Source organism: Syntrophotalea carbinolica DSM 2380, from assembly GCF_000012885.1.
Lineage (GTDB): Bacteria > Desulfobacterota > Desulfuromonadia > Desulfuromonadales > Syntrophotaleaceae > Syntrophotalea > Syntrophotalea carbinolica.
In genome coordinates, this window is sequence record NC_007498.2 from 1,846,324 (window position 1) to 1,859,340 (window position 13,017).

Below are 13,017 nucleotides of genomic sequence, written 5' to 3' on the forward strand. Positions count from 1 at the left end.
TTACGGATTTTGAGAACTATTTCTCCCGACCGAAAGGCCACGCCATTACGCCACCTTCAAGCACCTTGACGTTTTTCCAACCGTGGGCTTCAAGGAGTCTCTGAGCTTCGTAACCGCGCAAGGAAATTTTGCAGTAGCAAACGATTTCCTGATCTTTGTCTTGCGGAAGGTCTTGCAGTCGATTGCGCAGGTCTGAAATAGGAATCAAGGTTTCGCCGATACCGATGCGCATCATGTTGTATTCGTCTGGTGTCCTGACATCGAGGATAAAGGGAGTAGACTCGCTGTCAAGCAGCTTTTTCATTTCCAGAGAAGAGATGCCGTTCAGCCTGCCTTTCATCTTATTCTCCAGCAAGTGGGCAGAGGCGATGAAGTGGTCGATGGGGAGACTGAAAGGTGGTGCATAAGGCAGATCGGCATTGACCAGGTCGTGCACAGTCAGGTTGCCGAGTATGGCCATAGCGGCGGTTGCGATCTGTTTACTGACATCGCCGGGACCAACGCACTGAACGCCGAGGATCTTTCCTGTGCGACCATCTGCTACCAGTTTGGAGATCAGCAGCTTGGCGCCCATGAACTCCGGCTTGTCAAGACTTGCGTTGATAACCGTGACGATGTTTTCGTATCCGGCCGCTTTTGCGTTAGCCTCGGACAGGCCCGTGGAGCCCGCGGAAAAATCGAAAACCTTGCAGATGCCGGTATGGATGGTTCCGGGGAATTGAGCCGTGTTGCCGAGCACCACGTTTTCTCCGGTTACGCGGCCCTGTAAATTTGCCAGATCGCCGAAAGGGGCGCGGGTTCGAGCGCCGGTGATGCGATGGTTGATTTCCACGCAGTCACCGACAGCGTAAATATTGGGATCGGTAGTTTGCATGAACGGATTGACCTCAATACCACCGGTAGGACCGATCTTGAGACCCGCCTCATCGGCCAATCGCGTGTTGGGTTGTACGCCAATGGCCATAACCGCCAGGTTGCAGGGTAATTCGGTACCGTTGGCCAGTTTTACGGCGGTTAGCTTTCCATCTTTGCCGATGAATTCGGCCACGCCGATATCCGTCAATACGTTGGCCGCCTTGCTCTTGACATGGTTTTCAAGAATTTTGGCCAGTTCCCAGTCAAGAAACATGAGAATCTGAGGTAACAGTTCCACAACCGTGATGTCTATCCCGGATAGCTGCAGGGCTTCACAGGTTTCTATACCGATCAGGCCGCCGCCGATGACCACTGCATTGGTGATGTCTTTATCGTCACGGATTTTACGCAAAAAGTCTGCATCCTTCATTGATTGCAGCGTCGTAACCCCCTCCAGATCGATTCCAGGCAATGGGGGTTTGCGTGCTGTGGCTCCGGTAGCGATGACCAGCTTGTCGTAAGGCACCTGGTCAATGTCATTCGTTTCAAGGTTGCGGCAGGTGACCAATCGCTTTTCCCGGTCAATAGCGGTAACTTCGGTGCTGGTGCGGGCCGTAATACCCTTTGTATTCCAAAAGAAATCCGGATCCCGTACCTCTCCATAAGGGGTGCTCAACAACTGATTGCGGTCATTGAACACGCCACCGACGAAATAGGGGTAACCGCAGGATGCCATCGACAGTTCCGGTGCCATCTGAATGATGGTTACCTCGGCATCCTGATCAAGGCGCTTGGCCCGGGCTGCTGTTTTGGGGCCCGCTGCGGAGCCACCGATTACTACAATGTGTTTCTTTTTATCCATGTTTAATCCTCCTATATGGAAAACGTTATATACGAAATAACAGATGCAAGATACACTTAGCAAGTTTTTTTTAGCCGCAAGATGTGTTCGCCTTATTGACTATGTTTGAATACCGTTGGTTGGATACGATTATTTTAATGTTGTTATATAGGTAGTTAGATCACATTCCATGAGGTGGGTGTTGAGCTTTGCAGGAGTGGAATTTTTTCGATCCGATACAGAGAATTGCATAGCAAAGCGATGAGATGCCTCATCTCTTGCCCTAAATTGACCGGTGTGGGATGATAATCGAAATGACCCTGAGTTTTTATTCTGTTACCCTTTTCATTAGAAATAAAGGCCAGTGTTTTTATTTTACGCGCATAAACCGGATCGGATTTTTGGGAGTACATCGGGATGAATAGTGAAAAGAAGCCTGGATACAAAATTCATACGATGACCGAAGCTATTCTGGAGAGCATATCGGACGGGGTGTTCACCGTGGATATGGATTGGCGCGTTACCTCGTTTAATCGAGCCGCCGAAGAGATCACAGGCGTTTCGCGGCAAGAGGCAATCGGTCGCCGCTGTTCGGAAGTATTTCGTTCCAGTTTGTGCGGGACCGCCTGTGCACTCAGGCAAACCATGGAAGCCGATGAACCCATTATCGGTAAATCCGGGTACATCATCAACGCGGATGGCGACCGTATTCCCATCAGTATTTCCACGGCTGTTTTGCGTGATGCCGCCGGTAATGTCATAGGTGGCGCGGAAACCTTTCGCGATCTTTCTGAAATCGAGGCACTGCGTCAGGAACTCGGAGGTAAATTCCGGGTTGGCGATTTGACCAGCCGAAGTCCTCTCATGCAGCGTGTTTTCGAGGTTTTGCCCGCTATTGCCGCCAGTCCCAGTACGGTGCTGATCCTTGGAGAGACCGGCACCGGCAAGGAGTTGATGGCACGGACAATTCATTCTCTCAGCCCTCGCCACAAGGGACCCTTTATCGCGGTCAATTGCGGTGCGCTGCCCGATACGCTTCTGGAGTCGGAGTTGTTTGGCTACAAAGCCGGAGCTTTCACTGGCGCCAACAAGGATAAACCGGGCCGTTTTGCTTTGGCCAGGGGAGGGACCCTGTTTCTCGATGAAATCGGAGAGATAAGCCCCGCCCTCCAGATCAGGTTGTTGCGCGTGCTACAGGAACGCACATACGAGCCTCTCGGAGGGATCCGCTCCGAAAACGCCGATGTCAGGATTATCGTAGCGACTAACAAAGATCTTTCCAGCCAGGTTCGGCAAGGAATTTTCCGTGAAGATCTCTATTACCGGGTAAATGTGGTGCGTATCGAACTGCCCCCGCTGCACCGGCGAAAAGAAGATATCCCCTTTCTCGTAGAGCAGTTTATCGTCCAGTTCAATCGATTGCAGCAAAGATCCGTGAAGGGAATCACCGCGGAGGCATTGTCTCTGCTTATGGCCCACGATTGGCCAGGCAACATTCGTGAACTGGAAAATATTGTCGAACGGGCTTTCATCCTTTGCAGCGACGGGGATATCGGCATTGAACATCTGCCCAAGGAGTTGACAGGGCATGGGGCTGCATCGGATGCGCATACCGATACCGATATTAGATCCGCCCATGATATTCTCGACGTCCAGGCTATTCGATCCGCACTCGAACGAAATTCTTTCAACCGACTGGCAGCAGCGAAGGAACTCGGCATCCACAAGACCACGCTTTTCCGTAAAATGAAGAAGCTGGGTATCCCACTTCCCGCGCAGGATGGCCGCGCCAACCGGAAGAAACCACAGTAGCCAACTTGCACCCCTTGCACTACCCCAGAGTAGCAAATTGTCTACTCCACTCCCTTCAGAACAGCTTCCGACCAGAACATATATTCTTTATTATCAATAGGTTATGCGTTAACAAGTCGTGGGCCATATTTGGCACTGCACTTGCTCTATATATGGGTGTAAACGATGACCAGCACCCAAGGGTTCTCATAATGAAGATAGCATTTGCACATTGGGATAATCGCATCGCACCGGTTTTCGACACCGCTCACCAGATATACGTTGCCGATATCGAATCCGGAAATGTTGTCCGAGAGGCACAGGAAGCTCTGGCAGAAGGTCTGCCCGTCCGGAAGGTTCTTCGACTGGTTGAATTGGGTATCGGTACGTTGGTTTGTGGTGCGATTTCCAGGTCGATGTATGAGTTGATCAACGCTTACGGGATTCAGGTGATCCCTTTTGTTGCCGGTGATCTCGACGAGGTTATACGGTGCTGGCGTAGTGGCGATTTGGATAGTTGTTCCTTTAACATGCCAGGTTGCAACGGACGAGGAGGACGGCGATTCAGAATGATGCACGAGGGACAAAAGGAGGACGATACCATGAAACAGAGTGGACGTGGCATGGGTGCAGGCAGCGGGCGAGGGCAAGGCGGCCAAACTCCCGGGCGAGCCGGTCGCATGGGCGGCCCGAAAGCTGCCGGCCCTACGGGTTATTGCATTTGTCCGCAATGCGGGCAAAAAGAGCCTCATCAACGCGGGGTGCCTTGCGTGGAGCGCAAATGCCCCAAGTGCGGAAGCAATATGGCAAGGCAATAGCCAACATCCTTCAAGAAAGGAGAAGTGGATATGCCGAGAGGAGATGGAACAGGACCGAGAGGAATGGGAGCAAGAACCGGACGAGCAGCGGGATTCTGCGCCGGATTTGAAATGCCGGGTTATGCCAATCCTGTTCAGGGATGGGGGTACGGCATGAGTTGCGGCAGGGGTCGCGGATGGCGCAACATGTTCCATGCTACCGGTCTGCCGGGTCGTGCGCGCTTCGCTGGTTATGGCGTCCCTTATGGCCCCACAGATCAACCCGATCAGGACATGCAAAAGCAACTACTCAAGAGACAGGCTGAGGACCTGCAGGCGGAACTGGCGTTGATCAAGAAGCGCCTGGCCGAGGTTGAAAAGGAAACGGTAGCTGAATAATTGCCGTTCAGAGCAAACAACGCCTGCTGCGCCGGTGTGAGCTCCAGCGCAGCAGTGGCGTTTGCGATCTTTCAAAAAGGCGATACCTGTTCAAGTGGCAACGGGTGAATACATCCAATTTTTTCCCAGTTTGGAGCACAATACAAAGGACCTAAATGAAAAAAATTGCCATCATTATCTGTGCCCGTTACCGAGATTGCGGTGGGGGCAAATGTTTCCGGGCTTTGCGTGAACGTCATGGCGGTTTTTCTATGTATGCCACCGACGAGGCGATTGAAATTGTCGGATATGCCAGTTGCGGGGGCTGTCCGGGTGGAAACGTGGAATATGTTCCTGCCGAGTTTTTGAAAAATGGGTGTGACGTTGTCCATCTGGCAACCGGGTTGGTGGTAGGGTATCCACCTTGTCCTCATATAAAACAGTTTAAGGAATTCATCGAAAAACATTACGAATTGCCGGTTGTTATCGGGACCCATCCGATTCCATTGAAGTATCTTGAAACCCACAACCGATTACCTTTCTGGGAACAGTCAGGCATGCAGGATCTCGCACCTCAGCTTATGGCGGAGACGTGCGACATCATGGAATCGTACAATTAAAGCAAACAGATAGGATAAAAAAATGAAAATTGCATTCACAACATCGGGAAACGAACTCACAGCACCTCTGGATCCCCGTTTCGGTCGAGCCAGTAAATTTCTCATCTATGATCTGGAAAATGAAACATTCGAGATGGTCGACAACCAGCAGAATTTAAACGCGGCACAGGGAGCCGGTATTCAATCAGCGGGAACAGTGACCAATTCCGGGGCCGAGGCTCTGGTCTCCGGTCACTGTGGTCCTAAAGCGTTTCGCGTTCTGATGGCGGCAGGGGTTAAGGTTTTTTATTCCGAAGCGGGTACCGTGGGCGAAGCGCTCGATGCATACAAACAGGGAAAACTCACAGAGTCCAATGCCGCAGATGTCGAAGGACATTGGGAATGAGATCTCTTGTGCCGACATTTCGCTTCCGGAATAGTTTCGGACTGCACCTTGCGGTTTCGGCTGGAATCCAGCAATGGGGCAAAGGAGGGGGCCGATGATTATCACTGTGGCTTCGGGTAAAGGGGGAACCGGTAAAACGACGGTGTCCGTCAATCTGGCTCATATGCTCGGATCCAAAGTACAGCTATTGGACTGCGATGTGGAGGAGCCGAATGCCCATCTTTTTTTGCAGTCTGAACCGAAAGAGCAGACCGTGGTTACGATCCCTGTTCCGCAAATCAATGAGGGACTTTGTGAATGCTGCGGCGAGTGCGCCAAATTTTGCGAGTATCATGCCATTGTTTCTTTCGGCACGACGCCTCTTATTTTTCCCGAGATGTGTCACGGATGCGGCGGCTGCTCCATTGTCTGCCCTAAAAAAGCCATTGGCGAAATCGACAAGCGTATCGGTACCGTCGAGACTTCAGAGGTGGAAAACATCCTCCTGGTCCAAGGTCGGCTTGATATAGGGATGGCCATGGCTCCGCCCTTGATCCGTGCCGTAAAGAACCGCTTGCAACAGGGCCTTCCGGCGATTCTCGATGCACCGCCCGGGACCTCATGTCCGGTGATCGCCACCTTGCAGGATACCGATTTCGCTATACTTGTTACGGAGCCAACGCCCTTCGGGCTCAACGATCTGAAGCTTGCCGTGGCTATGATGCAGGAAATCGACATTCCTTTCGGGGTGGTTGTCAATCGGTTCGGGGTTGGCGACAATCGGGTACATGAATTCTGCAAAGAACAACAGATTCCGGTACTTTTGGAAATTCCCGATGATAGACGGATTGCGGAAGCCTACTCCCGCGGAGAATTGATTGTTGATGCCTTGCCTGAATACCGGGAACTGTTTCAGGGACTGATCGAGAAAACCATGCATCAGTTCAATACTCAGACCGCCTGAAGGTTGTAATGAGCATTCGGAACAATCGTAGTGCGGTGAAATGATGACAGCCAGCGATACTCAATATGTCTATGGGCCTGTTCCGTCACGCCGACTGGGAATGAGCTTGGGGATCAACAATATACCGGCCAAGAGATGTACTTATTCCTGTGTTTACTGCCAAGTGGGTCGCATGACAAAGATGCAGAATGCCCGGCAGGCCTTCTATAAACCTGAAAAGCTGTTGCAGGGGGTTCACAACCGCCTGGAAAACACTCGAGTGGCTTCAGGATGCGTCGATTATCTCACCTTCGTGCCTGATGGAGAGCCCACCCTGGACAAGAACCTGGGCGAAGAAATTCACCTTTTGGAAAATCTGGATATCCCGATTGGTGTCATCACGAACAGTTCTCTTCTGTGGCGTGAAGATGTGCGCAACGAGTTGGCGAAGGCCGATTGGGTTTCGGTAAAAATTGATACAGTTGATGAACTTATCTGGCGGAAGATAAACCGCCCACACAAGGCGCTCTGCTTGTCCCGAATATTGGATGGTATTCTTACTTTCAGCAGAAAGTTTACCGGCAAACTGGTCACCGAAACAATGCTTGTCAGGGGAGTCAATGATAATCCCGGATGTGTGCAAGGGGTCGCTGAATTTCTCCATAAGTTGCAGCCTTCTCTAAGCTATATAAGCGTTCCCACCCGTCCTCCGGCAGAGAAAGGGGTAGGTATCCCGAACGACCAGACCATTAACTGGACATATCAACTGTTTGCGGACAGATTGAAACAGGTGGAGATTCTGATCGATTATGAAGGCGATGATTTTGCCTTTACCAGTGAGGTGGAAAAAGATCTTTTGGGCATAACCGCTGTGCATCCGATGAGATCATCCGCTGTACGGATGCTCGTTTCCAGGGCTGGAGCTTCATGGGCTGTTGTAGACCGGTTGCTGGCCACAGGGAAACTCACGAAAACAACATACGATGGTCACACCTTTTATCTGAGAAAGTTTCCAAAGAAGGTGAGGGAATCTCATGACCGATAACGGAAATAGTGGCAAACGCTATCTTGAAACCTGTCGAAGTGAATTCTGGCAAAAGGTCTTCCGGTTGGAACTCGCTTACCTCGTCAAGCATCTCGAAGGATGCGGCGAAATCCTCAGTGTGGGATGTGGCCCGGCGATTCTTGAAGGAGAATTGACCAAGCTTGGTTTCAGTGTCACGGGGCTGGACATATCCCAAGAAGCATTGAGCTGCGCACCGGATAAAATCAGAACAGTGGTGGCACGGGCAGAGGATATGCCTTTCCCTGCCAATTCTTTTGATGCGGTAATTTATGTGGCCTCTTTGCAGTTTGTCGACAACTACCGAGAAGCGATTAAGAAAACAGCCGCCGTGTTGCGACCCAACGGCAAATTTATCGCCATGTTGCTGAACCCGGCGTCCATGTTTTTCAGGAAAAAAATGCAAGATCCCAGTTCTTATATGACCAAAATCAAACATACGGATCTAAAAGCTGTGGAGGAAACGATTACAGCATTTTTCACAGTGCATACCGAATATTTTCTTCGCATTGATAACAACGAGGTTTCAACTGTCGCCAAAGAAGCCGACGCAGCCTTGTACATCATTTCAGGCACCAGGAACGCGCAGATATAGGGAGCGAAAGAAATGCAGGAGTTGGTAATTATCAGCGGTAAAGGTGGTACAGGAAAGACCAGTATAACAGCATCCTTCGCCATGCTTGCCGAACGCCCGGTCATCGCCGATTGTGATGTGGATGCTGCTGATCTGCACCTGATTCTATCACCCTCGGTCAAATCAAGCCACGCATTCAGGGCCGGACATGAGGCTGTTATTCGCGCGGAAAAATGTAACGGTTGCGGCGCCTGCCTGGTCCATTGCCGTTTTTGCGCGGTTAAAAAAAGCGCCGAACAGACAGGGAAACCGATTTTTTCCATCGATCCCGTTGCCTGCGAGGGGTGTGGCGTCTGTGTGTACGTTTGTCCGGAACAGGCCATCGATTTTCCCGAGAGACTTTGTGGCGAATGGATGGTGTCAGATACCCGCTGCGGCCCCATGGTTCATGCCAGGCTGGGTATAGCCGCGGAAAATTCCGGCAAACTTGTTTCTACGGTTCGCCAGGAAGCCCGCCGACTTGCAAAAGAGAAGGATCACCCTTTAGTCATTGTTGACGGCCCACCGGGGATTGGATGCCCGGTTATCGCGTCGGTGACTGGAGCGACTATGGTGCTGGCGGTTACGGAACCTACGGTATCCGGGGAACACGATTTGGAGCGGGTTCTTTCCCTGACGCGGCATTTTCAGATTCCCACCGCGATCTGTGTGAATAAATGGGACATAAACCCTGAGATGACGGCCCGCATTGAGGATACTGCACGGCAGGCAGGCGCAAAGATTGCCGGCCGAATCCGTTACGACGGTTCGATCACCCAAGCCCAGATGGGCGAAAAGGCGGTAGTGGAAACGGATGCTCCCTGTGTCGAGGATATCAAAGCCATCTGGAACAACCTTGGCTTTACATGATTCTAAAGTTCTTGACCAACTGACTGTTTTGGGATCAATGTCACCGGTTCTCCCTCATGTTGACTTGAAACGAATGCCGTTGTTGATATGGAGATGATGGACTGAGAGGAGCTAAATTTATGAAAGGTCGGAAACTTCAATGCAAACCGCTGATGTAAAAATCACGATCCTTGTCGACAACCTGGTTGGTGAAGGTCTTATTGTCGAGCACGGCTTGTCGTTTTGGATAGAGACAAATGACCAGCGTATTTTATTTGACACAGGGCAGGGTGGTGCCCTCAAGAACAACGCATATGCTCTTGGTGTCGATTTGAGCAAAACGGATATGCTGGTTTTAAGCCATGGACACTACGATCATACCGGCGGTCTGCCTTATGTTTTGCAACGGGCTCATAATGTTCACATTTATGGTCATCCCGGTATGGTTCAGCCGCGCTACAGCATGAGCAATGGAACCTCCAAATCCATTCAAATGCCACGTAAATCCATGATGGCTATTGATAAATTACCTTCTAAACAACTTCACTGGGTTCAACAACCGATTTTTCTGTCGGATAAAATCGGCCTGACCGGTCCGATACCCCGCGAGACAAGTTTTGAGGACCCGGGAGGTCCGTTTTACCTTAATCCCGAGGCGAAAATCGCCGACCCTATTGATGATGATCTCGCGCTCTGGATTCGTAAGGACGATGAACTCATCGTTTGTGTTGGCTGTGCCCATGCAGGGTTGGTAAATACGCTGAACTACATCAGATCCCTGAATCATGGCCTGAGGATTCGGACTGTTATCGGCGGGTTTCATCTGCACAACGCCAATCGTCAACGTTTGGATGAAACCATAGCAGCTTTGCGGCAGCTGGATACGGATACGGTGGTTGCTTGTCACTGCACAGGTGAAACGGCTGTCGACTTGCTTCGTGAAAAGCTAGGTGATCGGGTGTCGACTGGGGTCGCGGGGATGACTTATCAGTTCTAGGACAGGGGGAGAAATCCAACGACATCAGGAGGTTAACAACAAGGGCGGATTGGATGGATTCAAACCTGAAGGGAGGCTCGATATGGCTGACAAACAAAGCATTCTTGAAGCTATCAAGGTCGTTCAGGATCCGGAACTGAATAAGAGTCTTATCGATCTCGGCATGATTCGAGACATTTTCGTAGAAAAAGGCTTGGTCAGACTATCCCTGGCGCTCACCACTTCCAAATGTCCCAAAAAAGAGGCCATCGTAGCGGAGATCAGGCAAGTACTGCAGAATCTGCCCGACGTTTCCAAAGTTGAGGTAAAACTGACGACTTTGACGAAGGAAGAACTTCGGAAACTTTTTCCAGAACATCCATTGGTCGGTCTGAACAGAGTACGTCATGTTTTGGCCGTGGCCAGCGGCAAGGGTGGGGTGGGCAAAACCACGGCAGCGGTGAACGTCGCCCTTGGTCTGGCAGCAAAGGGCAACCGGGTTGGCCTTCTCGATGCAGATGTCTACGGACCGAGTGTACCGGTCATGCTGGGACTCAATGATTCGCCGGACTGGGAAAATGGCATGATGATTCCCGTGGAGAAATTCGGACTCAGGATCATGTCGTTAGGTATGATTACCGATAAGGGCAAGCCCGTTGTTTGGCGAGGACCGCTTGTATCCAAGGCGATCAGGCAATTGCTGGGGCAGGTTCTGTGGGGCGATCTGGACTATCTGGTGGTGGATCTTCCACCCGGCACCGGAGATCCCTCCATTACGGTGGCGCAAGCCATACCCGGTGCGACTGTCCTGATGGTTACCACGCCACAGGAAGTGGCTCTGGCCGATGTTCGCAGGTCTATAGACTTATTTAATAAATTCAACATTGGTATCCTTGGGTTGCTTGAAAATATGTCCTATTTCTTCTGCGGTCATAGCGAAAAACCGATTGAGATTTTTGGGCAGGGTGGGGGTGAAAAATTAAGTAAAGAGTTCGGACTACCGTTGTTAGGAAAGATTCCCATCGATTTGGAAATAGGAAAGGGCGGCGACTCTGGAGTGCCGCTGATGATATTGGCGCCTGATTCTGAAACCGGCAGGATATTTCAGAATATTGCAGAAAAAATCATGGGGGTTGTCAGGAACTGAAGCGGGAATATGGGCACCATGCGAGTTCAAAATGAAAAAATGAGACAATGGCCGCAGGGACCGGAACCGAACTAACCTCTTAAAATTCCGCTTTTTCTTGTTAAATAACGAGTGTGCCCCAAAACCCTTTTATCGATAGTGTCCTTTCTTCCAAAATAAACTTGAGAAGGACTGCGTAAATGATAAATTTAAAGAGTACGTGGGTAGAGAGGGGGTGACCAGAGGATGAAAGTAAACGTAAAATGCTTCGCCAATCTGTCAAAAGAAGGAACGTGTGATTATCATGGCAGTACTCCTTGTGAGATTCCTGACAAGGGTACCGTAATGGATGTGGTTAAAAAACTCGATCTTAATGGGGATGATATTAAGATCATTTTTGTGAACCACAAGGAGGTCACCTTGGATAGCGTCTTAAAAGAGGGGGACCAAGTGGCGCTGTCACCTAAAACGGGTGGTATGTAATCCTATCTTTGCTTGTCGTTAAATTGTCGTCGATCATAGGATCTGCTTGTTGGGAAAGGCACTCCAGTTTGAGTGTCTTTTTTTGCACCCTGATTTTCAGTGAGTAGATAAAAAGCCTGGAAATAATAAAAAGGCGTAAGAAAATTACCCTCCAGGAGACAATATGATCGCGCTTTTTCGTGAAAGCCTAACTCACGCCATAATGATTACTGGCTTTGTCTTTGTCATGATGCTGGTGATCGAATATCTTAATGTGCTTACACAGGGAACATGGCAACAAGGGTTGCGTGGCAGTCGCTGGCAACAATATCTGCTGGCTTCCTTGCTGGGGGCCATTCCTGGTTGTCTAGGGGCGTTCACTGTTGTCTCTCTTTTTTCTCATCGGGTTGTTTCGTTAGGGGCGGTGGTTGCTGCAATGATTGCCACTAGCGGTGACGAGTCATTTGTTATGTTGTCCATGATACCCGGCACGGCCCTTCTGATCTTTTTCGTCCTGTTTATAATAGGAATTGCCGCTGGGGTATTGACCGACTTCCTGTTCGGTAAAAAAGCAGCAAAATGGGCAGGAGCATGCCATGAACTTGACCTTCATGAGGAAGAGATCTGTCATTGCTTCCCCCGCGGCCACATCGCAGAACAATGGAGGCATTGTAGCCTTGCTCGGGGCGCGATGTCACTTGGCTTGTGTCTGTTCATATTTGGCCTGCTGAGCGGACAGTTAGGTCCCCGGGATTGGAACTGGATTAAAGGTAGTCTGTTTTTGACTTCTGGGATGGGCCTGTTCATTGTGTCCACAGTACCGGATCATTTCCTGGAGGAGCATCTTTGGGAACACCTGGCAAAGGTACACGTTCAACGCGTGTTTCTCTGGACTTTTGGGGCCCTGTTTCTCATGCATGTACTCGTGGATTACTTTCATTTTACGGGGTGGATGAGAGAGAACCAGTTGCTGTTATTGGCCATTGCTTGCCTTATCGGGTTGGTGCCGGAATCAGGCCCACATCTTGTGTTTCTTACACTGTTTACCCAAGGAGCTGTTCCTCTCAGTATTCTCATGGCTAGTTCCATTGTTCAAGACGGACACGGCATGCTGCCTTTATTGGCCGATTCGCGTATGAACTTTCTCAGGATCAAAGCCATAAACTTTTCCGTAGGCCTTTTAATCGGCATTGTGGGTTATATTATCGGATGGTGATTTTGATAAAACAGGTAAATTACAGGATTTCGCAAAAGTAAGGTTAATGGGAACAACCCAGTTATTCAGGTCTCTAAGAGGGAAACTGAAGACGGCGGCCGTAAGCAACAGATGTATTTGCAT

General features: G+C 50.3%; 14 protein-coding genes. 13 read left to right on the forward strand and 1 reads right to left on the reverse strand.

Annotated features, from left to right (window positions below; all coding sequences use genetic code 11):
• Positions 1 to 16 precede the first annotated feature (16 nt).
• The gene (locus PCAR_RS08810) at positions 17 to 1,717 is read right to left on the reverse strand and encodes an FAD-dependent oxidoreductase (protein ID WP_011341307.1); all 1,701 of its coding nucleotides are present in this window, start codon (positions 1,715 to 1,717) and stop codon (positions 17 to 19) included.
• Positions 1,718 to 2,113: 396 nt separating this feature from the next.
• On the opposite strand from PCAR_RS08810, the gene PCAR_RS08815 reads away from it, so the two are divergent.
• From PCAR_RS08815 to PCAR_RS08880, 13 genes are all read left to right on the forward strand, one after another.
• Complete coding sequence (locus tag PCAR_RS08815) at positions 2,114 to 3,508, forward strand: sigma-54 interaction domain-containing protein (RefSeq protein WP_011341308.1); 1,395 nt, start codon at positions 2,114 to 2,116, stop codon at positions 3,506 to 3,508.
• Between the two features lie 191 nt (positions 3,509 to 3,699).
• The gene (locus PCAR_RS18365; protein ID WP_011341309.1) at positions 3,700 to 4,305 is read left to right on the forward strand and encodes a NifB/NifX family molybdenum-iron cluster-binding protein; all 606 of its coding nucleotides are present in this window, start codon (positions 3,700 to 3,702) and stop codon (positions 4,303 to 4,305) included.
• 63 nt (positions 4,306 to 4,368) lie between these two features.
• Complete coding sequence (locus PCAR_RS18370; protein ID WP_200858962.1) at positions 4,369 to 4,683, forward strand: DUF5320 domain-containing protein; 315 nt, start codon at positions 4,369 to 4,371, stop codon at positions 4,681 to 4,683.
• Positions 4,684 to 4,838: 155 nt separating this feature from the next.
• Positions 4,839 to 5,282, forward strand: coding sequence for a CGGC domain-containing protein (locus tag PCAR_RS08835; protein ID WP_011341311.1), 444 nt, complete (start codon positions 4,839 to 4,841; stop codon positions 5,280 to 5,282).
• Between the two features lie 22 nt (positions 5,283 to 5,304).
• Positions 5,305 to 5,667: a NifB/NifX family molybdenum-iron cluster-binding protein gene (locus tag PCAR_RS08840; RefSeq protein WP_011341312.1), complete on the forward strand. Its 363-nt coding sequence runs from the start codon at positions 5,305 to 5,307 to the stop codon at positions 5,665 to 5,667.
• A 94-nt stretch (positions 5,668 to 5,761) separates the two neighbouring features.
• Positions 5,762 to 6,610: an ATP-binding protein gene (locus tag PCAR_RS08845; protein WP_011341313.1), complete on the forward strand. Its 849-nt coding sequence runs from the start codon at positions 5,762 to 5,764 to the stop codon at positions 6,608 to 6,610.
• A 43-nt stretch (positions 6,611 to 6,653) separates the two neighbouring features.
• Positions 6,654 to 7,634 carry a radical SAM protein gene (locus PCAR_RS08850; RefSeq protein ID WP_011341314.1) on the forward strand — a complete coding sequence of 327 codons (981 nt, stop codon included), beginning with the start codon at positions 6,654 to 6,656 and terminating at the stop codon, positions 7,632 to 7,634.
• Positions 7,624 to 8,247 carry a class I SAM-dependent methyltransferase gene (locus tag PCAR_RS08855; RefSeq protein WP_011341315.1) on the forward strand — a complete coding sequence of 208 codons (624 nt, stop codon included), beginning with the start codon at positions 7,624 to 7,626 and terminating at the stop codon, positions 8,245 to 8,247. Before PCAR_RS08850 ends, PCAR_RS08855 begins: the two co-directional genes overlap by 11 nt.
• Positions 8,248 to 8,259: 12 nt before the next feature.
• Positions 8,260 to 9,135, forward strand: coding sequence for an ATP-binding protein (locus PCAR_RS08860; protein ID WP_011341316.1), 876 nt, complete (start codon positions 8,260 to 8,262; stop codon positions 9,133 to 9,135).
• A gap of 139 nt (positions 9,136 to 9,274) precedes the next feature.
• Positions 9,275 to 10,111 (forward strand): MBL fold metallo-hydrolase, encoded by an 837-nt coding sequence (locus tag PCAR_RS08865; protein WP_011341317.1) that lies wholly within the window; start codon positions 9,275 to 9,277, stop codon positions 10,109 to 10,111.
• Between the two features lie 82 nt (positions 10,112 to 10,193).
• Positions 10,194 to 11,237, forward strand: coding sequence for an Mrp/NBP35 family ATP-binding protein (locus tag PCAR_RS08870; protein WP_011341318.1), 1,044 nt, complete (start codon positions 10,194 to 10,196; stop codon positions 11,235 to 11,237).
• Positions 11,238 to 11,462: 225 nt separating this feature from the next.
• Positions 11,463 to 11,699, forward strand: a complete 237-nt coding sequence (locus PCAR_RS18645) for a MoaD/ThiS family protein (RefSeq protein ID WP_011341319.1) — start codon at positions 11,463 to 11,465, stop codon at positions 11,697 to 11,699.
• 163 nt (positions 11,700 to 11,862) lie between these two features.
• Positions 11,863 to 12,894 carry a putative manganese transporter gene (locus tag PCAR_RS08880; RefSeq protein ID WP_011341320.1) on the forward strand — a complete coding sequence of 344 codons (1,032 nt, stop codon included), beginning with the start codon at positions 11,863 to 11,865 and terminating at the stop codon, positions 12,892 to 12,894.
• The last annotated feature ends 123 nt before the right edge of the window (positions 12,895 to 13,017 follow it).